This window comes from Bradyrhizobium sp. JR4.3, from assembly GCF_040547695.1.
In the GTDB taxonomy this organism is placed as follows: Bacteria; Pseudomonadota; Alphaproteobacteria; order Rhizobiales; family Xanthobacteraceae; genus Bradyrhizobium; species Bradyrhizobium canariense.
On record NZ_JBEPQF010000037.1, the window covers coordinates 1 to 22,093 of the forward strand.

A 22,093-nucleotide genomic window follows, 5' to 3' on the forward strand; every position below is an offset into this window, starting at 1 on the left:
GACCGCGGGTGCCAGCCGGCACCCGGCCTTCCCTGCGCCCTCTTGGACAAGAGGGTGGAATGACCAAGCAAAGCTCGGGCGAAACGCGTCGCGAGAACGCGGCGGTGCGTCCGCCAACCCAATATTCCGGTTCGGGCACCGATGACTTGTCCCTAACGCTAGGGACAGACACGTTGCTGCGATCCGCTTAGCATGGCCCGCCCGGTTGCTCGGGACCGCAGGAGGAAACGCGTATGTCGGACGACATGCCTCTTGAGCGGCGACGGTGTCGTGGGGAGCACTGCAAGCTCGAGCCGGGGCGCCGACGCAGCCGGCGGAATCGTCAAAGCGGACAGGGAGGAACAGGACATGAAGATCGGTTTCGCGCGAGCCTCGCTTCTTGTGGCATGCGTCCTTTATGGAAATGCGGCTCACGCGGACATCAAAATTGGAATTGTGATTTCGGCAAGTGGCCCGGGATCCGCACTGGGACAACCGCAGCTCAAGACGGTTGCAGCTCTTCCGAAAGAGATCGGTGGAGAGAAAGTGACCTATATCGTCCTGGACGACGAGTCGGATTCGACAAAAGGGGTCCAGAACGCACGCCGGCTGGTGATCCAGGACAAGGTCGATGTGCTGGTCGGCTCCTCTCTGACGCCGGTGACCATGCCGATGCTGGATGTCGCGCTCGAATCGAAGACGCCGCTGCTGTCGCTCGCTGCCGCTACCGCCATCGTTCAACCGATGGATGAGAAGCGCGCCTGGGCTTTCAAGGTCGTTCCCAATGACGACCTCATGGCGGCCGCCATCCTCAAGCATATCGCGAATTCAGGCGTGAAGACGCTCGGCTATATCGGTGTTTCGGATGGCTACGGCGAGGGCTACTACAAGGAGGTGAGCCGCCTCGCGCCCGCGCTGGGGCTGACCGTAACCACACACGAAGTCTATGCGCGAGCCGACACCAGCGTCACCGGTCAGGCGCTGAAGGTGATGTCGACCAATCCGGATGCCGTCTTCATCGCGTCCGCGGGAACTCCGGCGGTCTTGCCGCAGCAGGCGCTCCGCGAGCGCGGATACGCCGGGAAGATATTTCAGACTCACGGCGTGGCCAGTGAGGAATTCATCAAGCTTGGTGGCGCGAACGTCGAAGGTGCCGTATTCGCGGGCGAGGCCTTTACCATTGCCGCCGACCTCCCCACGGGAGATCCGTTTCGTCGCTCGACGGAGGAGTTCGTGACCGCGTATGAAGCGGCAAACGGGCAAAAGCCCAACATGTTCGCTGCTCACCTCTGGGATGTCGTCGCGCTGATCGGAAAAGCTTCGCCGGATGCGCTGAAGATGGCAAAGCCTGGCACAATCGAATTTCGCGCGGCCCTGCGGGACGCACTCGAGCGAGGGCAGAACATCTATCTCAACAATGGGCTGTCGAACATGAGCAAGGCCGATCACAACGGCTATGATGAGCGCTCGGCCTTCCTGATCAAGGTCGAAGGCGGGAAGTTCCGCCTGGCAAAGTAGCGGCGCGCCAATGCACGATCTGGCCTGCTCCGCCTCAGACCCAGCCTCCATCGACGATGTAGTGCTGGGCTGTACAGGCGGAAGCCTCGTCGGAAGCGAGGAAGATGGTGAACTTCGCGATCTCGTCCGGCATAAGCTTGCGCTTCAGGCATTGTCGTTGCATCAGCTCGACCTCGCCCTGTGGCGTCATCCATTTATCGAGCTGGCGCTCGGTCATGATCCATCCCGGCGCTATCGCGTTCACGCGGATGTTGTAGGCGCCATAATCGCGCGCCAGGGAGCGCGTGAGACCGATGACGCCTGATTTGCTGGCGGTGTAGGCGGCCATGCCGCCTTGTCCGGCGATCCACGATACCGAACCGAAATTGATGATCGCGCCGGCATTCGCCGCCTTCATGTCCGGCAACACGGCCTGCGCAGCAAAGAACTGGTGCTTCAAGTTGACCGCGACACGGTTGTCCCAATATTCCGGTGTCATTTCCTCGGTGCTGTGCCGCTCGTCATGTGCGGCATTGTTGACGAGGATGTTGATCGCGCCGTGCACGTTGCGCGCCTCCGCGACACCGGCACGCAACGCGGCGATATCGGTCAAATCGACACGCATGAAACGCGCGCTAAGACCTTGATCCGACAGCTCGCGTGCCAGGGATTGGCCCTCGTCGACTTTGATGTCGAAGAACACGACATTGGATTTCTGCTGTGCGAAGCGCCGCACGATCGCAGCGCCAATTCCGGATGCGCCCCCGGTGACGAGAACGACCTTGCCGGCGAGGTCGGAATAAACGGCAGCCATGGATATCCCTCGATTTGCGTTGGGGCAGCGCGACGCGCCGCCCGATTCTCGCGCTCACCTTAACGACCTCCTTCGTGAGGTGCATAGATCAGAATTTTAGTTGCGTACCTCAAAAATCGAAGGCAGGATTGCACCAAAGAATAAAAGCCGTTGGGAGGAATGTGATGAGACTGCTCGGGAAACTGGGACTGGCCGTTGTCGCATGCCTGCTCGGAGCGAAACTCGCTGCGGCCGATACGACGGTGAAGTGGCTGCACATCGAGGCCAACCCGGCCCAGGTCAAAATCTGGGAAGAGGTTGCGCGCGCCTTTGAGGGGTCGCATCCGGGCGTCAAGGTCGAGATGCAGTTCCTCGAGAACGAGGCCTACAAGGCCAAGCTGCCGACCATCCTCCAATCCAAAGACCGGCCCAACATCATCTACAGCTGGGCGGGCGGTGTCCTGAAGACGCAGATCGAGGCCGGCGTGCTCGACGACATCACCGATTCTGTGAAGGGCTACAGCGACAGTCTCACGCCGGCGGCGCTCGCCGCCTTCACCCGCAACGGCCGCGTTTATGGTCTGCCCACGGCGCTCTCGCAGGTCGGCTTCCTCTGCAACAAGGAGCTGATGGCCAAGGGGAAGGTCGATCCTGCCGGGATCAAGAGCTGGGACGATCTGCTTGCTGCCGTGAAGGCGTTGAAATCCGCCGGCGTGACCCCGATCGTGGTCGGCGGCGCCGATAAATGGCCACTGCACTTCTACTGGACCCATCTTGCTGTGCGCATCGGCGGCAAGGCGGCGTTCGATGCGGCGCTGCGCGGCGAGAACGGCGGCTTTTCCGGGGAAACCTTCCAGAAATCCGGCGAGCTGTTCAAGCAGCTCGTCGATCTCCAGCCGTTCCAGAATGGCTTCCTTGGTTTCAAGAACCCGCAGGCGGTCGGCTATTTCGGGGACGGCAAGGCGGCGATGACGCTCGCGATCAGCACGGTCTATCATCTGCAACGCGCTCTCGCCGCCGACAAGGTCGGATTGACCGAGGACAAGATGTGCTGGTTCGACTTCCCGGTCGTGACCGGCGGCAAGGGTGCGCCCACCGATACGCTCGGCGGCATCACCGGTTGGCTGATTACGAAAGGCTCGCCGAAGGAAGCCGTCGATTTCCTGAAATACTTCGTCTCCAAAGAGGTGCAGACGCGGCTTGCCGCCGGCAACTTCATCATCCCGGTGGTGCAGGGCGCGGACGCAGGGCTGAACAACAGCTTCATGAAGCTGATCGCCGCCAATCTGGCGAATTCGAACTACCACCAGAACTTCTATGACCAGAGCCTGGGTCCGTCGGTCGGCCGCGTCGTCAACGACGTCACGGCCGAGATCGCCGGCGGCAGCATGAGCCCGCAAGAGGCTGCCAAGGCAATCGAGGCGGCGTGGAAGCAGGGCAACTGACGGTGGCGCGGCGGACCGCGAGCGTGTCGGCGATCGGTGCTGCTGGCGAGATGGTACCGCAAGTCAGGGTCCGTGGCCCGGTTTGGGACGGCAGGCTGACGGTGCTCATCCTGTTCCTGCCGCCGGCGCTGCTGTTGTTCACGTTGTTCGTTGTGCTGCCGATCGGCGAAGCAGCCTGGTATTCGGGCTTCAATTGGAACGGGTTCGGCAGGCCCACCAACTGGATTGGCTTGGACAATTACCGCTTCGTGCTGGAGACCCGCGCCTTCTGGCTCGCGCTGCGTAACAACGGGCTGATTATCGCTGTTTCGCTCGCCATCCAGCTGCCGCTCGCGCTCACGCTGGCCTTGATGCTCGCCGAGCGCTTTCGAGGGGCGGTGGCGCTGCGCATGCTGTTCTTCATGCCCTATATCCTGGCGGAGATCGCGACCGGGTTGATCTTCAGCTTCGTCTATGACGGCGACTACGGCCTTGTGGCTTCGATCTGGCGCAGCTTCGGCGCCGAGCCTCCGCATCTGCTGGCTTCGACCGATACGGCGATGCTGGCGGTGCTGATCGTGATCGTCTGGAAGTACTTTGGCTTCCACATGATGCTTTTCATCGCAGCGCTCCAGAGTCTCGACAAGAGCCTGGTCGAGGCGGCACGCATCGACGGCGCGACCCGATCGCAAGCCCTGCGACATGTGGTCGTTCCCTTGCTCTATCCGACGATAAGGCTCTCCGTGTTCTTCGCCATCGTCGGCTCGCTGCAGCTGTTCGACCTCGTCATGCCGCTGACGCGCGGGGGGCCAGCGGACTCCTCGAACACGATGGTGAGCTTTCTCTACAACAACGGCATCTCGCGCATGCGAGTCGGCTACGGCAGCGCCATCGGTGTCATTTTGTTTGCGATCTGTGTGACCTTTGCCTTCACGTACAAGCGATGGTTCATGCGCGATGAGTAACGCCAGGATCATCCGCGCGCCGTTCGATCCCGCAATGCTGTTCAAGCTGGTGTTCCTCGCCGTCGTTGCCATCATCGTACTGGTGCCGCTGCTCGCGACCTTGTTCGGTGGCTTCAAATCACTCGGCGAATTGCGCGTCAATCCGTTCGGCCTGCCACGTCACTGGGAGTGGCAGAACTATGCTGATATCCTGTTCTCGGCGCGTTACTGGCAGCTCTTGCGCAACTCGCTGATCATCTCGACCCTCACGGTGGCCCTAACCCTGATCGTCGCCTCGATGGCGGCGTTCACCTTTGCCCATATCAGGTTCTTCGGCAGCTCGATGCTGCTGAGCTACCTGACGCTGGGCCTGCTGTTTCCGGCGGCGACAGCGGTGCTGCCGCTCTTCATCAAGGTGCGCGATCTCGGATTGCTCGATACATATTTTGGCGTTGCCCTGCCGCAAGCGGCCTTCGGTCTTGCGATGAGCGTGTTGCTGCTGCGGCGCTTCTTCAAGGACATCCCGTACGAACTGCTGGAAGCCGCGCTGGTCGACGGCTGCAGCTATATCAAATTCTTCCGCTATGTGACGTTGCCGTTGTCGCGGCCGATCCTGGCGACCGTCGGTACCATCACCTTCGTCAACAGCTGGAACGCCTATCTGTTGCCGCTGGTGATGCTCAACACGGACGCGCTCTATCCCTGGCCGCTCGGCATCATGGTTTATCAGGGCGAGTATTCGTCCGAGTGGCATCTGATCCTGGCCTTCATCACACTGACCATCCTGCCGACGATCATTATCTTCCTTCTCGCGCAGAAACACATCGTCGCAGGCCTCACTGCCGGCGCGGTCAAGGGATGAACGGCACCTCACGGAGATCACAATGAGAAAAGTCGGTATCGGCATCATCGGCTGCGGCAATATCAGCACCGCTTATCTGAAGGCGGCCCAGCGCTTCCCGGTCATGGAAATCAAGGCGCTCGCCGATATGCGCAGCGACATCGCAGAGCGGCAAGGCGCCGCCTTCGGGCTGCCGGCGATGCGGGTTGATCAACTGCTCAAGCGGGACGACGTTGAGATCGTCATCAATCTCACCGTGCCACTCGCCCACACCGACGTCAGCCTGGCGGTGCTGAACGCCGGCAAGCACGTTCACTCCGAGAAGCCGCTCGGCATCAACGTCACGGAAGCCCGCAAGGTGATGGAGCTCGCCGCGCAAAAGGGTCTTCGTGTCGGCTGCGCGCCTGATACGTTCCTCGGCGGGGGGCACCAGACGGCGCGCAAGTTGATCGACGATGGTGCGATCGGCAGGCCTGTGGCCGGTAGCGCGTTCTTTGGCTGCCCCGGCCATGAGCGCTGGCATCCGGCGCCGGGTTTCTACTATTTGCGCGGCGGCGGGCCTATGCTTGACATGGGCCCGTACTACATCACCGATCTCGTGCAACTGCTCGGCCCGGTGGCGAGCGTGATGGGCTCGACGGCGCGTCCGAAATCCGAGCGGTTGGTCACCAGTCAGCCGATGAACGGAACGCTGATCCCGGTCGAAGTTTCGACCCATGTCGCCGGCACGCTCGAATTCGAGAGCGGGGCGGTCGTCTCGATCGCGATGAGCTTTGATGTGCCCATGCACCGACATGCGCCGATCGAGATCTATGGCGACAAGGGCAGCATGCTGGTACCGGACCCGAACCGCTTCGGCGGCGAGGTGCAGGTCGCGAAGACCGGCGGCGAGTGGGAGCCGGTGCCGCTGACCCACGGTCATGTCGACGGCGAGTTCCGTTCCATCGGTGTCGCCGACATGGCCTCCGCGATCCTGAACAACCGGCCGCATCGTGCCAGCGGTGCGCTCGCGTTCCACGTGCTGGAGGTGATGGAAGCGTTCCAGACCTCTGCCGACGAAGGGCGACGCGTCAAGATCGAGAGCTGCGTCGAACGGCCGGCGATGCTGCCGGCCGGGCGTGAAACCGGACAGATCGACTGAGGGAATGACCATGCGCAAGGCAATGATTGTATGGGGCGGTTGGCCGGGGCACGATCCCGATCTCTGTGCTTCGATGATCCGGGGCTGGCTGAAGGCTGAAGGCTTCGAGGTGCGGATCGAAACCACCACCGCCGCGTTCGCCGATCCCGCGATTCACGACCTGTCACTGATCATCCCGATCTACACCATGTCGAAGATCGAGAAGGCGGAAGCGCTCAATCTCTGCGCTGCGGTCCGTAGCGGCGTCGGGCTCGCCGGCCATCATGGCGGCATGGGCGACGCTTTCCGCGATTCTGTCGACTACCAATTCCTGTGCGGCGGGCAGTGGGTTGCGCATCCCGGCAACATCATCGACTACAAGGTCGACTTGACGAAGCCGGATGATCCCATCATGAAGGGCCTGAAGAGTTTCGAGCATCGTTCCGAGCAGTACTACATGCATGTCGACCCCGCCAACGAGGTGTTGGCGACGACGACCTTCACCGGCGAGCACGCACCCTGGATCGAGGGCGTGGTGATGCCCGTGGTCTGGAAGAAGCGATACGGCGCGGGCAGGGTGTTCTATTCCTCGCTCGGCCACCGCGCTTACGAGCTCGACGTACCGGAGATCCGTACGTTGATGATCCGCGGCATGCTGTGGGCGGCGCGCGAATGAATGCTGGTGCGACCCAGCCGGTGCTTCGTGCCACGCTCGAGGACGTCGCGCGCACGGCGGGTGTTTCGCTCGCCACCGTCGACCGCGTCGTCAACCGGCGCGAGGGCGTGCGCGCCAAGACCGTCGCGCGGGTCGAGGCCGCGGTGGCAAAACTCGGCTATCGAGCCGACGTCGCGGCCGCGCGGCTTGCCCGCGGGCAGACGTTCCGCTTTGCCTTTGTGCTGCCGACGGGTAGCAACAGCTTCATGACCAACCTGACCGAGCAGGTCCAGCGCACCGCGGACTGGCTCGCCGGCCAGCGCGGCTTCATTGATATCCTGCATGTCGACGTGTTCGATCCGGACGTACTCGCTGCCGCACTGGAAAATCTCTCGCCGGTGTATCAGGGCGTCGCCGTCATCGCGCTCGATCATCCCAGGGTGCGCGCCGCGATCGACGAACTCACCACGCGCGGGGTCGCTGTGGTGACCCTTGTGTCGGACGCGCCGAGCTCGCGCCGGCTGCACTATGTCGGCATCGACAACCCGGCGGCAGGCCGCACCGCTGCAACGCTGATGGGACGGTTCCTCACTGGTCGCGAGGGGACGGTGGCCGTGATCGCGGGATCGTTGTCGCTGCGCGATCACACCGAGCGGCAATTCGGCTTCCACCAGATCCTGTCCAGCGAGTATCCGAACCTGCTCGCGCTGCCGGTGATCGAGGGCCGCGACGACAGCGAGCGCACGCGGGAGCTCACTGCGGCACTGCTCGCGCGCCAGCCCGATCTGCGCGGCATATACTGCTGCGGCGCCGGCAACCGTGGCATCGCCGATGCGCTCGGGGCCTCGGGACGCGCGCGCGAGGTGGTCTGGATTGCCCATGAGCTGACTCAATACACACGGCGTTTCCTGGTCCGCGGCGCGCTCGATGCTATCATCAACCAGGATCCCGGCCACGAGGCACGGTCTGCGGCGCGAGTCCTGCTCGCGCATTGTTCGGGTGAGCCCATCAGCCCCGACCAGGAGCGCATCCGCATCGACATTTTTCTGCGGGACAATCTGCCGTAACCTTTGAGTCGCCTGCGGAGCGCATCAGAAGCTCGCGGCCATTGCGGCCAGACGTTGGTGGGCGCGTTCGCGGGCCGCCTCGATCGGCTGTTGCGGTCCGGTGGTTGGTCCGATTGGAGTGAAACGGACATTGTTGATCCCGACAAAACGCAAAATTTCGCGCAGGTAAGGTGTTGCCATGTCGATGCGCCCGCGGTTCATTCCAGTGGCGAAATCGCTGCCACTGGCAATGATGACGATGGTCGGCCGGTCCTTCAGCAACGGGACATACCCCAGCGACGGATCGAACCGGAAGGTGAGCCCGGGCTGGACGATGACGTCGAACCATTGCTTGAGCTTATAGGGAATGCCGAAATTCCACATGGGCGTGGAAATCAACACCCGCTCGGCAAGCGCCAAGCGCACCGCCATCCGCTCGGCCTCCGCGAAGCTGTCCCGCTGCGCGTCGTTAAAGGCCTGCGCCTTCATCCGTGCATATTTGGCCTCGACAATAGGGCCTGAAAACTCCGGCAGGCGCTCGCGCCAGAGATCCATGACGTCCACGTCCCAATCGGGCCGAGCTTGGCGAAAGCCATCGAGGAAAACGCGGGCGCCGGCGCTTGACCAGGAGTCGTCGCGGGGCGAGCAGGACAGGTGCAGGAGCTTCGCCACCGCTCATCCCAGCGCTTTGATGACCGCATCGGCCCTGGTCACGACGGCGACGTTCTGCATGGCGAAGTTGATCGACGCGGCGTGCCAATCGGCGTTCATGGTCGAGCAGCAATCCTCAGGAACGATCATGAAGTAGCCCTTGTCGGCACCGGTCCGCGCCGTGTGCTCGACCGACATGTTGGTCCAGGCGCCGGTGTTGATGATCATGTCGCGACCGGTGGCTCTCAGGATCGTTTCGAGCTTCGTGCCTTCCCAGGCGCTCATTCGCACCTTCTCGACCACGAAATCGCCGGGCCGTGGTTCGAGACCTGAAACCGGTGCCGCGCCCCAGCTTCCGCGCACCATCGCTTTGCTGTCGACGAGACCCTCGAACAGTGGCGCATTCAGAGTCACGCCGGGCGCGCCGGGCTCAACGACGAACCAGACATGGATGACGGCGACGCCGCGCGCCCGCGCGGTTTCGGCCACGCGGCGGACGTTCTCGACGACATGCTGCTGGCGCGCATGCCCGGGCGCGCCGGAATCGGCAAAGGCGCCACCGTCCATGATGACGTCGTTCTGGAGGTCCTGGATGATCATGGCGCAGCGTCGCGGGTCGAGCTGCATCTCGCCGTCGGCGAGGACGGGTGCAGCGGAAGCAGAGCCGGCCGCCGCTGTGCCGCCGCCTCGCTTGCCGCTCATATAGGGCTCGTGGCGCGGTCCGACCTTGGTGGGAATGGCATAGACCGAGTGCGTCGAAGTCAGGTACAGCCTGCGGAAATCCGGCCCGCCCCAGGTAAGGTTGGCGACAAGCTCGGGCAGGCGGAGCTTGCCGAGCAGCTCGCTGCGCGGCGAATAGACCCACACGCCGCCGGGTGCCGTGACCCAGATGTTGCCGTGCTGGTCGCACTTCATGCCGTCGGGCAAGCCGGGCTCGAGCTCGGAGCGGATGCCGCTCGCGAACACACGCGCACTCGACAGCGAGCCGTCGCCGTTGACATCGAATACGCGGATCAGTGCCTGCACGGTGTCGTTGACATAGAGCAGTTTCTCGTCGGGCGAGAAGCACAGCCCGTTCGGCTGGTCGAACAGATTGCGGTCCACGACGAGCTTCGGCTCGGCGCCGGGCACCACGCGATAAACGCCCTGGAAACCGAGCTGCCTTGGCCGCTCGACGCCATAGACCGGCATGCGGCCATACCAGGGATCCGAGAAATAGATCGCGCCCGAGGAGTGCACGCAGACGTCATTGGGACTGTTGAGCTCCTGTCCCCCAAAGTGCGAGGCCAGCACCTCGCGCCGCCCATCCGGCCGCTCGCGGATCAATGACGACGTCGCGTGCTCGCAAACGATCAAATTGAGTTCGGCGTCATAGGTCATGCCGTTGCATTTGTTCGAGGGACGCTTGACCTCGGCGACGCCTCGCCGCGCATCCCAGCGCCGACGCACGTCGGCCGGCATGTCCGAGAACAGCAGATAATGATCGACCGGATGCCAGATCGGTCCCTCCGTGAAGTCAAAACCGGTGCCGATCTGCGCGACTGGTGCGTAGGGGTCAATCAGGGTCTCGAATTCGGAGCGTAAGGTGACGTGCGTCATCATCCATCCTCTGGCGTCTAAGCTGGAAACCAGTTGCGCTGGGGCAGGGACTGCACGACCGGCCCAGGCACCTGGTCGTGGAGTCGGCCGACGACGTTGCCACCTTCGATCTTGGCGGGACGGTCATGGACCGGCAGCAGATATCGCGAATTGCTGAGCAGCTTCTTGATGGCGGCCTTCTCGGCGCGCTTGGTGGTGCCGTGATTGCCGGTGGTGCGCGGCTCCCAGTCGTGGATCTCGTTGAAGGGCGTCACGATCTGGTCGTTGAAATCATAGATGACGTCGCCGCAGATCGTGGCGATGCCGTCGGCGGTTTCGACGATGATGTTCATCGAGCCCTCGGTATGCGCATTCGCAGCGTCGCAGTAGACGCCCGGCATCAGCTCGATGGGACCTGTGATCTCAAGGTCGAGAAAGCGCAGGGCACTCTTGGTGTGCAGACGGTCGATCAGATGCTTAATATCCGGCGCCGGATATTGCGGATGCATCAGGCCGGACACGGAGTATTCAAGCTCCCGACGGTTGAGGACGACAGTCGTGTTCATCGGAAACAGATCGTCCTTGCCGGCGTGGTCGATGTGCAGATGGGTGTGGCAGACGAAGCGCACATCGCCCATCCGCACGCCGTGCCGTGCAAGCTGGTTTTCGATCATGTGCTCGTGATACTGCAGGCCGCGCATGCCCAGCGTTTCCATGATCTGGTTGGAGCGGTAACCCGTATCGACCACCACCGGATCCTTGCCGCCGAGGATCAGGAAACCGAGGGTGAGGACGCGGCGGGTGCGGCCGCAATCGCGGCCGAGAACCAAAAAGCTCGATTCCAGCTCAATATCGCCATAGTCCAGAATCTTGATCTCCAGCGGCATTCCGTCCCTCCCTGTGTCCGTTCTCGTTGTTTCCTCGGCGCTCAGAGCCGATAGACGCGCATGGCAGTGGTTCTGAAAACGGCTTCGCGCTGATCATCGCGTAGCGGCGCCGCGGCGACACGGAACGCATCAATCAACTCGCGGTAGTTGGTCCACAATTTCTCGATCGGAAAATTCGAGCCGAACAGGCAGCGTTCGGCGCCGAAGATCGCAATCGTATCGGTCAGGACGGACGCGATATGCGCGGGGTCGTTGCGGTGGATGAAGGTTCCGAGCCCCGACAGTTTCGACACGATGTTCGGGCATGCGGCGAGGCGGGCCATGCCGGCGCGCCACGCAGCGCGGCCTGGGGGTGAAAGGTCCTCCAGCATGCCGGCGTGCTGGAGGATAAAGGTCACCTTCGGGCAAGATTCCACAAGGCGCGCGGCGTCCGGAATCTGCGGCGTGAACACCTGAAGGTCAAAGCTCCAGCCATAATCCGCAAGGCGGGCGATGTTGCGCTGGATCATGGGATCGGTGCAGAGATCCGGCCGCGCGGCGAAGCGATAAAGCGGGTTCTCGTGCCAATGCAGTTGCATGCGAACGCCGCGTACGAGGGCATAGCGCTTCAGGCGATCGAGCTGTGGACGCACGTCATCCACTGAAAAGTCGGCGTAAGCTACGATGGCATGCGGCCAGCCGTGCTCCTCGGCGGTCTGCTGCACCCAGGCGGCCTCTTCCTCGAAGCGGTCATTGGCCCAGTTGGTCTGGACATAGACTGAGCGGGTGACGCCGCTGCCTTCGAGGTCGCGGAGATATTCCCCGATCGGGTAATCGCGCCGGATCGGCTCGTATGGACCGAAGATGCGCGGCTGCATCGGACCGACCAGCCAGGGCAGGTCAGCCTGGCGCCAGATATGATGGTGCCCATCGACGATGTCCGTCACGCAACTCTCCTCTGTCCCAGCGCCAGCACATGCGCGACGATCGACGCGCTCGATCCACCATCGGCCAGGTCGTCGACGAAGCGCTCGATCGCGACCAGCGCTTCGGTCTGCGGCCGAAAGCCGGGACCGGCCGCGAGCGGCGTCAGCCAGCTCACGCGCCACGCACGGCGCGATAGTTTCTCGACCGCATCGCGCAGCGCGTCGGGTTCGCCCCGCTCCAGGCCGTCGGAAATAATGATCACGGCAGCTCCTCGCGCGTATCCGCCAAAGCGGGGCACGGCGAGAAAGGCCTGAAGCGCCTCGCCGATCCGGGTGCCGCCGTCCCAGTCGCTGACCGCATAGGCCGCGGCCTTGAGCGCCTGCTCGCGGCGCTTGAGACGCAACGGGCGGGTGATGCGGGTCAGCCGCGTGCCGAAGGTGAAGACCTCGACATTGGGTGCCGCCTGCACCAGCGTGTGCGCGAACTTCATATTCTCTTCGGTGCGCGTCTTCATCGAGCCGGAGACGTCAATCAGAAGCAACACCTTGCGTGGGCGGTGCCGCCGCTTCAAACGTCCCAGCCGGAGGATTTCGCCGTCGCTGCGAACGGAGTCGCGTAAGGTGCGGCGCAAATCCGCGTAGGGTCCGCTGCGAGCCCGCATGCGGCGATGGCCGCGCCGCTTCGGCAGGCGCCTGGGCGCCTCGCGGGACATCTGGCGCAGCGCATCGGTGGTTGAGAGCTGCGCAAAGCGGCGCTCGACCAGCGCTTCGGCGCGCGCAGCTGCGAGACCGGACTCATTGGCTTCGTCCGACAACAGTGGCTCGTCGTTTCCACGGACCTCCTCTTGGAGCCGAACTGTCTCGTCGTCCTCGCCGTCATCGACGCGCTCGATTGCCTCGTTTCCGCGAAAGTGCAGATCGAACAGCCGGTCGAACGTTGCGCGACGCTCCGGTGGAGGGGCCAGTGTTGCAAGGGCCGCCTGCCGAATGTCTTCCAGGCTGCGGGGACCGAGCAACTGGATCGCGGCGAGGAACGAGGTCGTCTGTTCCGGTGCGACGGCAAACCTGTTCGTTCGCAACAAGCTGACGAACGAGATGAAAACACGCGCAGCGCGCGGCAGTTCGGGTTCGGCGCTCATGCAGAGGCCTCCGCCAGCAGGGCGTCGAGGCGCGGCGAAATGAAGTGCAGATCCTCCTCGTCTTTCAGGGCAACGCCAATCGAGCGCCTGAAGGCATCGGGCCACCGTGCGCCGCCCTTGTGCAGCAGCGTGGCGGCCTCAGCCCAGTCAACGGCCTCGGCGATCCCGGGCGCCTTGCTGAGCGGCTCGCGTCGCAGCTTCTCGACGGCGGCGACGACGGCCCGCGCGGTCCCCTCGGCGACGCTGGAGGCCCGCATCATCACGATGCGGGCTTCGCGCTCCGCCGAGGGATAGTCGATCCAGTGATAGACGCACCGCCTCCGCAACGCTTCATGAAGATCCCGCGTGCGGTTTGAGGTGAGGACGACGACCGGGCGCTCAGAAGCGCGCACCGTGCCGCGCTCCGGGATCGAGATCTGAAAGTCGGACAGAAACTCGAGCAGGAAGGCTTCGAATTCCTGGTCGGCGCGATCGATTTCGTCGATCAGCAGCACAGTCGAGTCAGGCGCGCGCAGTGTCGCCAGCATCGGTCGCTCGATCAGAAAGGTTTCGCCGTAGATGTCGATGCTCTCATCGCCGGCCTGGCGGATGGCGAGCATCTGGCGCGGATAGTTCCATTCGTAGAGTGCTGCGGATGCGTCGATGCCTTCGTAGCATTGCAGGCGGATCAGGCGGCGGCCGAGGACGGCGGCGATGGCTTTGGCGGCTTCGGTCTTGCCGACGCCCGGCGCACCCTCGAGCAGCAATGGTTTGCCCAGCGCCAGCCCGAGATAGGCCGCGGTCGCCAGCCCCTCGTCGGCGAGGTAATAGGCGGCCCGAAGCGCCTTCTCCAGTGCCTCGGGGCTGTCGATGCCGACGATGTTGCTGCGGACGGCCATCGCGACCTCAGCGCCGCGCCTGAGGGCGCGCGCCGCCCTCGGCCTTGATCGCGCGCAGCACTTTCTCCGGCGTAATCGGCAGATCGTCGATGCGAACGCCGACGGCGTTGAAGATGGCGTTCGCAACGGCCGGCAATACCGGATTCGCGCACATTTCCCCGGGGCCTTTGGCGCCGAAGGGACCATCGGGAGCGGGGCGTTCCAACACGGCGATGTCGTGCGGGCAGATGTCGCCAGGACCGGGCATGATATATTCGACGAAGTCGCGAGGGCCATGGACAGGGTCTGGATAATAGGGTTCAGGGGTCTCGTAGAGCGCGTGACTGACGCCCATCCAGGCGCCGCCGACGAGCTGTTGCTCGACCAGGCGCGGGTTGAGCGCACGGCCGAGCTCATAGGCGGAGTCCATGCGGATCATCGTGACCTCGCCGGTCTCGTCGTCGACCTCGACCTCGGCGACCAGACAGGCATGGGCGTAGCAGGTCGCCGGCGACATCTCGCCGGTTTCCGGATCGACATTGGACAGAGGAACCAGGAAGATGCCACGGCCAGAGATGGTCTTGCCCTGTTTGAACTGCGCGGCGATGGCGACGTCCTTGGTGGAGATCGAGCGGTGCGGCGCGCCCTTGACGTGGATGTTGCCACGCCCGTCGGTTTCGAGATCGGCGGCGTTGACCTCGAGTTCCTCTGCGGCGGCCTCCATCATCACGCCGCGCGCCTCGCGCGCTGCCGCCATCACGGCATTGCCGACGCGGTGGGTGCCGCGCGAGGCGAACGAGCCCATGCAATGCGGACCGGTATCGGAATCGGCTGTGTCGACATAGACGTCCTCGACGGGCACGCCGAGCGTCTCTGCGCAGATTTGCCGCGTGACCGACTTCATGCCTTGGCCGAGATCAATCGACGACAGCGCTACGGTGAATTTGCCGCTTGGGTTGGAATGGACCAGGGCTTGGCTGGGATCGCCGCCGAGGTTCATGCCGATGGGATAATTGACCGACGCGATGCCGCGTCCGCGATGTCGGGTCATCTCAACGTCTCCTGGTGCCGAACACGGATGAGAATCGACCCGCCCCATGCGAGGGCGATGCCGGTCGCGGTGGCTGCGGCGGGGAGGGCGGTGGGGGCTCGCGCGGCGGTTCGCGCAACGCGGCGGTCGGCAGTCGATCATAGCTCGTGCGCTGCGGCGCCGGCGCGGTTGTCCGCGCGTTGGTGTCGGCAGGCGTCCGCGGGATGACGGCGCGGCTGCCGCCTCCGTCCTTGCGGGAGGAGGCACGCTTGAACTCGTCGCGGATCGGCCATTTGGCTTTCTCGGCGGCTACCTGGACGCACTCAATCAGCGCCGTGTTCTTGGCCTCGCGCCGGTGCGCCTTCATGTCGCCGTCGCGATAGGCATTGAGGATGCGAAACTCCATCGGATCCATGCCGACGAGGTTCGCGAGCTTGTCCATCTGGCACTCGATCGCAAAATCCATGGCGGTGACGCCGAAGCCGCGCATCGCGGTTGCCGGCGTACGGTTGGTGAAGACGCAGTAGACGTCGCCATAGACGTTCGGGATGGTGTAGGGTCCCGGCAGGTGGGCTGCGCATTTCACCGCTGCATAACTGGAGAGCCGCGTATATGCGCCGCTGTCGAAATATGCGCGGACTTTCCGCGCGACGACGCGGCCGTCGCGCATCACGCCGTCCTTGATGTAGATGCGCTCGGCGCCGCGCGGCGGGCCGTATTGCATCTCTTCTTCGCGTCCGAACACGTAGCGTACCGGACGTCCCGTCAGCATCGCACCCAGGATGCACAAAGGTTCGGTCAGCGTGTCCACCTTGCCGCCAAAGCCGCCGCCGACGGTGCCGCCAATGAAATGGAAGGTGTTCGAGGGGACGTCGAGAATCTTGGCGCAGGTGTCGACCGAGAAGAACAACGCCTGGGTCGAGGTATAGACGACATAGCGGCCGTTGGTGTCGGGCGCCGCGATCGACCCGTTGGTTTCGGTCGGCGCGTGCTCGATAGGCGACATCTGGTAGCGCTGTTCGAGCACGTGATCGGCGGTCGCGAGTGCGGCATCGGCGTCGCCGAAGCGGAGTTTCTGGTGGTCGTATGTGTCGTGATAAATGAAGGCATTCTTCGGATAGGTGTCGTTGACGACCGGCGCGCCGGCCTTCAACGCATCTTCTACGTCGAACACCGTCGGCAACGGCTCGTAGTCGATCCGCACCTTTGCGATCGCCTCGAACGCCTCGCGCTCGCTGTCGGCGACGATGGCCAGGATCGGCTCACCCTTGTAGCGAACTTTGTCGACAGCGAGCGACGGCTCGTCGTCCTTGCCGAAATTGATCAGGCTCAAAAGTGTGTTGAGATTACGGGGCACGTCGGAGCCGCGGATGATCCGGCGCACGCCGGCTGAGCGATCCGCGTCCGCTGTGTCGATCCGCCGGATCTTTGCATGCGAATGGGTCGAGCGGACGACCTTCAGGTGCAGCATGCCCTGGAGCTTGTGGTCGTTGAAATAGCTCGACGTCCCCGTGACATGGCCGAGCATGTCCTGACGCTGTGTGCCCTTGCCGATCTCGTTGAGATTATCGTCGCGCTCGTCGGCGAAAATGTCTTTGCGCAGTTCCAGCATGATCTGGTCCTTCAGGCGCTCACCCGGCCGCCGGAGGCGGCCAGAATGGCGTTGATGATCGGCTCGTAGCCGGTGCAGCGGCAGATGTTGCCGGAGATCGCCTCGACGATCTCGGCGCGGCTCGGGGAGGGATTGCGATCAAGCAATGCCTTGGCAGCCATCAGCATGCCCGGCGTGCAATAGCCGCACTGGGCAGCAAAATTCTCGGCGAAGGCGCGCTGCAGCGGATGGAGGTTCGGTCCCTGCTTCAGGCTATCCAGCGTCTCGACGGAGCGGCCGGCAACGGTCTCGGCCAGCGTCAGACAGGAGAGATGAAGCTCGCCGTCGATCAGGACACTGCAGGTGCCGCAGCCCCCCTGGCCGCAACCGAACTTCGGCGTCATGTCGCCGATCAATTCGCGAAGCGCGACGAGCAGGTTGGTGCCACCATCGACGAAAATGGCGACATCGCTGCCGTTGTGACGAAATTGCAGGGCAGTCTTGGCCATACGATCTATTCCTGACCCAAGAGAAGACGACGCAGATGGACGCCGACGATCTCGCGGCGGTACCAGGCGCTGCCGAGCGCGTTGTCGGACGGCGATGTTCCTTCCGCGGCTGCGGAGGCTGCGGCCGCTACCGTTGCGGCATCGAGCGCGCGGCCTTCCAGGGCGCGTTCGGCCGCCCGCGCACGTATTTGCGTCGGCGCCATCGATCCCAATGCAATTCGCGCCCCGGCGATCCGTCCGCCACTGATAGGCAGATGCGCGGCGAGCGTGATGACCGCGCCCCCTTTGGGCTTGATCCGTGCGATCTTGCGGTAGCGAAAAGCCTCCGCGTTGGTCGGTCGCGTGCACGACACCGACAGCACGAGCGCACCCGCCTGCCTTTCACGTGACTGCAAGAACTCCTCAATTGGAATGTCGCGCGATCCAAAGCCGCCTTGCAGGGCTACGGTGGCATCGAGCGCAAGCATGGCGACGGTGAAATCGCCATAGGGGTTGGGCGCGAACAGATTGCCGCCCACCGTACCCATGTTGCGCACTGCCGGACCGCCGATCGAGCGGGCAGGGGCGTGCAGGAAAGCGAGGTCGCGCTCGGCCAGAATCCTGGCGAAAGTCACGCCAGCACCCAGCGTGATCCGTGGGCCGGAGGGGTCGATCCGCGTCAAGGCTTGGTCATTGGCGCGCACGACGGTTGAGATCGAGATGTCGCCTTCGTTCAGTGCACGCATCACCAGCGTGCCGCCGCCGAGATAGCGCGCGTTGCGATCGGACGACAGCGCAGCGGCGGCCTCGCTCGAACTCGTGAAGGTCTTCACCGTCACAGTCATGTTGACACAGCCTCCTTGAGGTGCCGGCGGATCGCGTCGAATCCCGCCTGGTAGATGTCTTCCGCGACCATGTGGGTGATCCGGTCCTTGTCCCCCGGCCGTGTCGAGAAGCGGGATTCCCAGTGCCAGAAGGTGCGGTCGCCGTCCGTGACGGGCAGCAGGCGGACGTGGGCCACGTAGTTGAACATCGGGACCGGCGTATCGAGCAGGCAATAGCTGAAGGTCTGCTCCAGATCCGACAGCATCAGCAATTGCTCGCGCAGCTCCGAGCCGTCCTGCAGCTTGAAGCGCCTGACACAACCGATCTTGTCCGAAGCCTGCGCGCGCTCGATCGTGGAGGTCGCGACCGCCGGATGCCAGCGATCGTGCCCGTTGAAGTCGCGCAGCACGGCCCACACGGAGCCGGTCGGCGCATCCAGGATCGTGCTCTTGACGATATGCGGCACGGCGCTCAGCCTCCGAACTGGCGCTTGAGGGCGTCGAAGCCGCCCTGGAACACGCCGCCGCCGATATTCGCGACGAGCTCCGCCTCCCGCTCGGGTGCGCAGTCGAACTCGGCGGTCCATTCCATGAAGGTCTGGTCGCCATCCGTGACCGGCGTCAGCCGAAGCGTCGCGACGTAGTCCTCGACCCCCATCGGGGATTCGAGGATCGAATAGGTGCAGAACATGTCGTAATCGGACAGGCCGAGCAGCTTTTCCCGGATACGATCGCCGTTGCGCAGGCGAAAATCCCTGACGCAGCCGATCTTGTCGGATGGCTCGCCGCCCTCGATGCGGCTTTCCGCAATCGCGGGATGCCAGTTCGGCAGACCGTTGAAGTCGCGTACCCGCGCCCAGACGCGATCGTTGCGTGCGTTGACGACGGTTGAGACATAGACCCGGGCCATGGGGCGACCTCAGCTCTTCTTCCGAGGGCTGCGCTCGGCGGTCGGCTCGCCGTCGGACGAAGGCGAGGGCGCAGCGGTCGGCTTCTCGCCGCCGCCGCCGCCCTTGCGCGCGGAGTCCTTGATGCCCTGCATGTCGCGAGCTTCTCGGATCAGGCCTGGCATCTTGGCGAGGCTGCCGCCTTCGACGCCGATGTCCGCAAGAAGCGAGTCGATCAGCGGCGCCTGGACGCGATAGCGCAGCGCCGAGTCGATCACCTCGTCGGTCGCGCTCCGGCCGCCATTGCCGCCATGGCCGTTGCCGTTGAGGCCGTCGACCTGGAGGATGCGGATGCCCTCGATCTTCTCCATCGGCTTGACGCTCTCACGGACGATGCCCTCGATGCGGTCGAGCAGCTTTCTACGGAACAGCGAGTAGCGCGCCTGGTCCGTCAGCACGTTCTCGGCCTCGTTGAGCATACGCTGCGCCTCGGCCTCGACCGCGGCGCGGATCCGTTCCGCTTCCGCGGCAATTCGCGTCTCCTCGGCCTGCTTCTCGGCGATCAGGATCTCCACGGTCTTGCGACGCTTCGCGATCTCGCTCTCGCGCGCGGTAATGACGCGCTCGGTAGCCTCAGTGGCATGCACCCGCGCCTCCTCGGCCGAGGTCTTGGCCGCGGATTCCTCCAACGACTTCAGGTGGATGGCAATCGCCTTCTCCATCAGAACGGTCTCGACCTCCTTCTCACGATTGATTTCAAGCTTGCGCAGCTCGCGCTCGCGGCCGATGCGGGCCTCGTCGAGGCCGCGATCGGAGGCAATGCGGGAGCGCTCGACCTCTTCACGCGCGGCAATTTCGGCTTCCTGCAGCGACTGGACGCGAGCGACTTCGAGCTGTTCGATCGAACGGCGACGTTCGATCCGCGCCGCCTCCAGCGCATGCTCGCGCGAGACGTCCGTGGTCTCGACCTCCTTGCGCGCGACAATCTCGGCCTGCCTGACCTGGCGGTCGGCGTCGATGCGCTCGGACTTCTTGGTCGAGAGCGCGATGACCCGGTCCTCATCCGCGATCTCGATCGCCTTCTTGTGCTCGATGTTGAGGACTTCGCGCTTCCTGGAGGACGTGATGCGCTCGGTTTCGAGCGCGAGATCGACGCCGATGCGCTGCCGCTCGATGGTGTCGCGCCGCTTCAGCTCGGCCGCCTCGAGCACGGCTGTGCGCTCGATCTCGAGCGCGCGTGTGTCACGCTCCGCCTGAATACGCTCGGCTGCAACAGACTTCTCCTGCGCGATCCGCGCGGCTTCGATGGCTTCGCGTGAGGCGATGTCGGCTTCCTCGACGGCGCGGTTGCGGGCGATTTCCAGCGACCGAACGCGTTCTTGTTGGGTGATGCGGGCAGCTTCCGTGGCCTCGCGTGCCGTGACCTCTGCGACTTCCAGCGTCTGATTGCGTTCGATCTCCAACTGCCGGGTATTCTGCTCGACCGCGATGCGCTCGACGGCGAGCCTATGCTCGCGGTCGATACGCGCCGCCTCGACCGCACGCTGCGCCTCAATCTCGGCTTCCTGGATGTTACGCACCTGCTGGATCTCCAGCGCACGGGTGCGCTCATCGGATGCGATGCGCTCGACATTGACAATCATGGTCTGGGCGATGCGGGCCTTTTCGGTCGTCTCGCGGGCAGCGATCTCGGCTTCGTCCACGGCGCGCGTCCGGTCGATCTCGCGGCGCCGGGTCTCCTCTTCGTTGGCGATGCGGGCGTCCGTCACGACGCGGTCCTGCTGGATACGCGCTTTCTCGATCGCCTCGCGGGCGGTGATCTCAGCTTCCTCGATGGTCTGCATCCGCTCGATTTCGCGCTGGCGCACCTCGCGCTCGGAGGCGATGCGGCTGGTATCGATCGAACGCTGGTTGGCGATCCGGGTCTTCTCGATTTCCTCCCGTGCGAGCAGCTCCTTCTCCTCGATGGTGCGGGTGCGCTCGATCTCCCGCTGACGGGTCTCACGCTCCGAGGCGATGCGGGCCTCGGCGATCGCCTGATCGTTGGCGATGCGGGCCTTCTCGATGGTTTCACGGGCGGAAATCTGCGCCTGCTCGGCTTCGGTCTCGCGCAGGGCCCGCTCGCGCGCGACCTCGGTGCGTTGCAGGGCGCGGCGCATCTCGATGTCACGTTCCTGTTCGAGGCGCGCCGTCTCGCTTTCGCGTTCGATCTCGAGAGCCTGCCGCTCGGCCTCCAGGTTGCGAGAGCGGATCTTGATCATCGAATCTTGCTCGATGTCGTTGCGCAGCTTGCGCTTGGCCTCGATGTCCTCCATCAGGCGGGTCAGACCTTCGGCGTCGAAGCGGTTCGAGGGGTTGAAGAATTCGAGATCGGTCTGGTCCAGATCGGTGATCGCGACTGACTCCAGCTCGAGTCCGTTCTGGGCGAGGGCCTCTGCCGCGTTTGCCTTGAGGCGGGCGACGTACTCGCCGCGCTGTTCGTGCATCTGCTCGAGGGTCATCTCCGAGGCAACGGAACGAATGGCGGAGATGAATTTGCCGGCGAGGAGGGCGTGGAGCTGTTCGGGCTCCATGGTGCGGCGGCCGAGCGTGGCGGCCGCGATAGACACGGCTTCGCGGGTCGCCTGCACGCGGACATAAAAATCGGCCTCGATGTCGACGCGCATGCGGTCACGGGTGATTACGGCGTCCTGGCGGGAGCGAACGATGCCCATCGGCTGCACGTTCATGTTGACCGGCGTGTAGTCGTGGATGAACGGCAGCACGAAGGCGCCGCCGTTGATCACGACGCGCTCGCCGAGCAGGCCGGTCCGGACGAATGAGGTCTCCTTGGACGAGCGGTGATAGAGCCAGTTCACGATGTAGACGCCGACCACGATCACCACGACGGCGACGATCAGCCAGAGGATCAATTCACCGACCAGAGTCCCTGACATGTTTCTCTCCCTCGACCTTTC

The 22,093-nt window shown here is 63.9% G+C and carries 21 protein-coding genes; 7 read left to right on the top strand and 14 right to left on the bottom strand.

Annotation, left to right across the window (positions count from 1 at the left end; translation table 11 throughout):
* Positions 1 to 348 precede the first annotated feature (348 nt).
* A complete protein-coding gene (locus ABIB91_RS35045; protein ID WP_007593050.1) occupies positions 349 to 1,497 on the top strand; it encodes an ABC transporter substrate-binding protein in 1,149 nt (382 codons plus the stop codon).
* A gap of 34 nt (positions 1,498 to 1,531) precedes the next feature.
* On the opposite strand, the gene ABIB91_RS35050 is transcribed toward ABIB91_RS35045, so the two are convergent.
* Positions 1,532 to 2,290: an SDR family NAD(P)-dependent oxidoreductase gene (locus ABIB91_RS35050; protein ID WP_007593048.1), complete on the bottom strand. Its 759-nt coding sequence runs from the start codon at positions 2,288 to 2,290 to the stop codon at positions 1,532 to 1,534.
* Between the two features lie 164 nt (positions 2,291 to 2,454).
* Here ABIB91_RS35050 and ABIB91_RS35055 point away from each other — a divergent pair, with 164 nt between their 5' ends.
* Genes ABIB91_RS35055 through ABIB91_RS35080 form a run of 6 tightly spaced genes read left to right on the top strand, consistent with a single transcriptional unit; the run spans position 2,455 to position 8,320 of the window.
* The gene (locus ABIB91_RS35055) at positions 2,455 to 3,714 is read left to right on the top strand and encodes an extracellular solute-binding protein (RefSeq protein WP_007593046.1); all 1,260 of its coding nucleotides are present in this window, start codon (positions 2,455 to 2,457) and stop codon (positions 3,712 to 3,714) included.
* Positions 3,715 to 3,716: 2 nt separating this feature from the next.
* Complete coding sequence (locus tag ABIB91_RS35060; protein WP_502917062.1) at positions 3,717 to 4,658, top strand: carbohydrate ABC transporter permease; 942 nt, start codon at positions 3,717 to 3,719, stop codon at positions 4,656 to 4,658.
* Positions 4,651 to 5,499: a carbohydrate ABC transporter permease gene (locus ABIB91_RS35065; protein WP_219684416.1), complete on the top strand. Its 849-nt coding sequence runs from the start codon at positions 4,651 to 4,653 to the stop codon at positions 5,497 to 5,499. Before ABIB91_RS35060 ends, ABIB91_RS35065 begins: the two co-directional genes overlap by 8 nt.
* 22 nt (positions 5,500 to 5,521) lie before the next feature.
* Positions 5,522 to 6,619 carry a Gfo/Idh/MocA family protein gene (locus tag ABIB91_RS35070; protein ID WP_354171413.1) on the top strand — a complete coding sequence of 366 codons (1,098 nt, stop codon included), beginning with the start codon at positions 5,522 to 5,524 and terminating at the stop codon, positions 6,617 to 6,619.
* A gap of 10 nt (positions 6,620 to 6,629) precedes the next feature.
* Positions 6,630 to 7,274, top strand: coding sequence for a ThuA domain-containing protein (locus ABIB91_RS35075; protein WP_219684414.1), 645 nt, complete (start codon positions 6,630 to 6,632; stop codon positions 7,272 to 7,274).
* On the top strand, positions 7,271 to 8,320 hold the full coding sequence (locus tag ABIB91_RS35080; RefSeq protein ID WP_354171410.1) for a LacI family DNA-binding transcriptional regulator: 1,050 nt from the start codon (positions 7,271 to 7,273) through the stop codon (positions 8,318 to 8,320). Before ABIB91_RS35075 ends, ABIB91_RS35080 begins: the two co-directional genes overlap by 4 nt.
* 24 nt (positions 8,321 to 8,344) lie before the next feature.
* Here ABIB91_RS35080 and ABIB91_RS35085 read toward each other — a convergent pair whose 3' ends face one another.
* Genes ABIB91_RS35085 through ABIB91_RS35145 form a run of 13 tightly spaced genes read right to left on the bottom strand, consistent with a single transcriptional unit; the run spans position 8,345 to position 22,072 of the window.
* Complete coding sequence (locus tag ABIB91_RS35085) at positions 8,345 to 8,971, bottom strand: FMN-dependent NADH-azoreductase (protein WP_354171408.1); 627 nt, start codon at positions 8,969 to 8,971, stop codon at positions 8,345 to 8,347.
* A 3-nt stretch (positions 8,972 to 8,974) separates the two neighbouring features.
* The gene (locus ABIB91_RS35090) at positions 8,975 to 10,549 is read right to left on the bottom strand and encodes an isochorismatase family protein (RefSeq protein ID WP_354171406.1); all 1,575 of its coding nucleotides are present in this window, start codon (positions 10,547 to 10,549) and stop codon (positions 8,975 to 8,977) included.
* A 17-nt stretch (positions 10,550 to 10,566) separates the two neighbouring features.
* Positions 10,567 to 11,415: an MBL fold metallo-hydrolase gene (locus ABIB91_RS35095; protein ID WP_354171404.1), complete on the bottom strand. Its 849-nt coding sequence runs from the start codon at positions 11,413 to 11,415 to the stop codon at positions 10,567 to 10,569.
* 41 nt (positions 11,416 to 11,456) lie between these two features.
* A complete protein-coding gene (locus tag ABIB91_RS35100) occupies positions 11,457 to 12,341 on the bottom strand; it encodes an amidohydrolase family protein (protein ID WP_354171402.1) in 885 nt (294 codons plus the stop codon).
* Positions 12,338 to 13,459: a vWA domain-containing protein gene (locus ABIB91_RS35105; protein ID WP_354171400.1), complete on the bottom strand. Its 1,122-nt coding sequence runs from the start codon at positions 13,457 to 13,459 to the stop codon at positions 12,338 to 12,340. The genes ABIB91_RS35100 and ABIB91_RS35105 overlap by 4 nt, the downstream gene beginning before the upstream one ends.
* A complete protein-coding gene (locus tag ABIB91_RS35110; RefSeq protein WP_027569309.1) occupies positions 13,456 to 14,337 on the bottom strand; it encodes an AAA family ATPase in 882 nt (293 codons plus the stop codon). Before ABIB91_RS35110 ends, ABIB91_RS35105 begins: the two co-directional genes overlap by 4 nt.
* A 7-nt stretch (positions 14,338 to 14,344) precedes the next feature.
* On the bottom strand, positions 14,345 to 15,367 hold the full coding sequence (locus ABIB91_RS35115) for a xanthine dehydrogenase family protein molybdopterin-binding subunit (protein WP_354171397.1): 1,023 nt from the start codon (positions 15,365 to 15,367) through the stop codon (positions 14,345 to 14,347).
* 1 nt (position 15,368) lies between these two features.
* The gene (locus tag ABIB91_RS35120; RefSeq protein WP_354171395.1) at positions 15,369 to 16,958 is read right to left on the bottom strand and encodes a xanthine dehydrogenase family protein molybdopterin-binding subunit; all 1,590 of its coding nucleotides are present in this window, start codon (positions 16,956 to 16,958) and stop codon (positions 15,369 to 15,371) included.
* An 11-nt stretch (positions 16,959 to 16,969) separates the two neighbouring features.
* Positions 16,970 to 17,446 carry a (2Fe-2S)-binding protein gene (locus ABIB91_RS35125; RefSeq protein WP_007593025.1) on the bottom strand — a complete coding sequence of 159 codons (477 nt, stop codon included), beginning with the start codon at positions 17,444 to 17,446 and terminating at the stop codon, positions 16,970 to 16,972.
* 5 nt (positions 17,447 to 17,451) lie between these two features.
* Positions 17,452 to 18,270, bottom strand: a complete 819-nt coding sequence (locus ABIB91_RS35130) for an FAD binding domain-containing protein (protein ID WP_354171393.1) — start codon at positions 18,268 to 18,270, stop codon at positions 17,452 to 17,454.
* The gene (locus tag ABIB91_RS35135; protein WP_354171391.1) at positions 18,267 to 18,716 is read right to left on the bottom strand and encodes an SRPBCC family protein; all 450 of its coding nucleotides are present in this window, start codon (positions 18,714 to 18,716) and stop codon (positions 18,267 to 18,269) included. Before ABIB91_RS35135 ends, ABIB91_RS35130 begins: the two co-directional genes overlap by 4 nt.
* Positions 18,717 to 18,721: 5 nt before the next feature.
* A complete protein-coding gene (locus tag ABIB91_RS35140; RefSeq protein ID WP_007593021.1) occupies positions 18,722 to 19,159 on the bottom strand; it encodes an SRPBCC family protein in 438 nt (145 codons plus the stop codon).
* 9 nt (positions 19,160 to 19,168) lie between these two features.
* The gene (locus ABIB91_RS35145) at positions 19,169 to 22,072 is read right to left on the bottom strand and encodes a flotillin family protein (protein WP_219684405.1); all 2,904 of its coding nucleotides are present in this window, start codon (positions 22,070 to 22,072) and stop codon (positions 19,169 to 19,171) included.
* Positions 22,073 to 22,093 lie beyond the last annotated feature (21 nt).

Excerpts from the sequence above, each read along its gene's own strand:
- ABIB91_RS35045 (WP_007593050.1), top strand. The coding sequence starts at position 349 with ATGAAGATCGGTTTCGCGCGAGCCTCGCTTCTTGTGGCATGCGTCCTT.
- ABIB91_RS35050 (WP_007593048.1), bottom strand. The coding sequence starts at position 2,290 with ATGGCTGCCGTTTATTCCGACCTCGCCGGCAAGGTCGTTCTCGTCACC.
- ABIB91_RS35055 (WP_007593046.1), top strand. The coding sequence starts at position 2,455 with ATGAGACTGCTCGGGAAACTGGGACTGGCCGTTGTCGCATGCCTGCTC.
- ABIB91_RS35065 (WP_219684416.1), top strand. The coding sequence starts at position 4,651 with ATGAGTAACGCCAGGATCATCCGCGCGCCGTTCGATCCCGCAATGCTG.
- ABIB91_RS35070 (WP_354171413.1), top strand. The coding sequence starts at position 5,522 with ATGAGAAAAGTCGGTATCGGCATCATCGGCTGCGGCAATATCAGCACC.
- ABIB91_RS35075 (WP_219684414.1), top strand. The coding sequence starts at position 6,630 with ATGCGCAAGGCAATGATTGTATGGGGCGGTTGGCCGGGGCACGATCCC.
- ABIB91_RS35080 (WP_354171410.1), top strand. The coding sequence starts at position 7,271 with ATGAATGCTGGTGCGACCCAGCCGGTGCTTCGTGCCACGCTCGAGGAC.
- ABIB91_RS35090 (WP_354171406.1), bottom strand. The coding sequence starts at position 10,549 with ATGACGCACGTCACCTTACGCTCCGAATTCGAGACCCTGATTGACCCC.
- ABIB91_RS35095 (WP_354171404.1), bottom strand. The coding sequence starts at position 11,415 with ATGCCGCTGGAGATCAAGATTCTGGACTATGGCGATATTGAGCTGGAA.
- ABIB91_RS35105 (WP_354171400.1), bottom strand. The coding sequence starts at position 13,459 with ATGAGCGCCGAACCCGAACTGCCGCGCGCTGCGCGTGTTTTCATCTCG.
- ABIB91_RS35110 (WP_027569309.1), bottom strand. The coding sequence starts at position 14,337 with ATGGCCGTCCGCAGCAACATCGTCGGCATCGACAGCCCCGAGGCACTG.
- ABIB91_RS35115 (WP_354171397.1), bottom strand. The coding sequence starts at position 15,367 with ATGACCCGACATCGCGGACGCGGCATCGCGTCGGTCAATTATCCCATC.
- ABIB91_RS35120 (WP_354171395.1), bottom strand. The coding sequence starts at position 16,958 with ATGCTGGAACTGCGCAAAGACATTTTCGCCGACGAGCGCGACGATAAT.
- ABIB91_RS35125 (WP_007593025.1), bottom strand. The coding sequence starts at position 17,446 with ATGGCCAAGACTGCCCTGCAATTTCGTCACAACGGCAGCGATGTCGCC.
- ABIB91_RS35130 (WP_354171393.1), bottom strand. The coding sequence starts at position 18,270 with ATGACTGTGACGGTGAAGACCTTCACGAGTTCGAGCGAGGCCGCCGCT.
- ABIB91_RS35140 (WP_007593021.1), bottom strand. The coding sequence starts at position 19,159 with ATGGCCCGGGTCTATGTCTCAACCGTCGTCAACGCACGCAACGATCGC.
- ABIB91_RS35145 (WP_219684405.1), bottom strand. The coding sequence starts at position 22,072 with ATGTCAGGGACTCTGGTCGGTGAATTGATCCTCTGGCTGATCGTCGCC.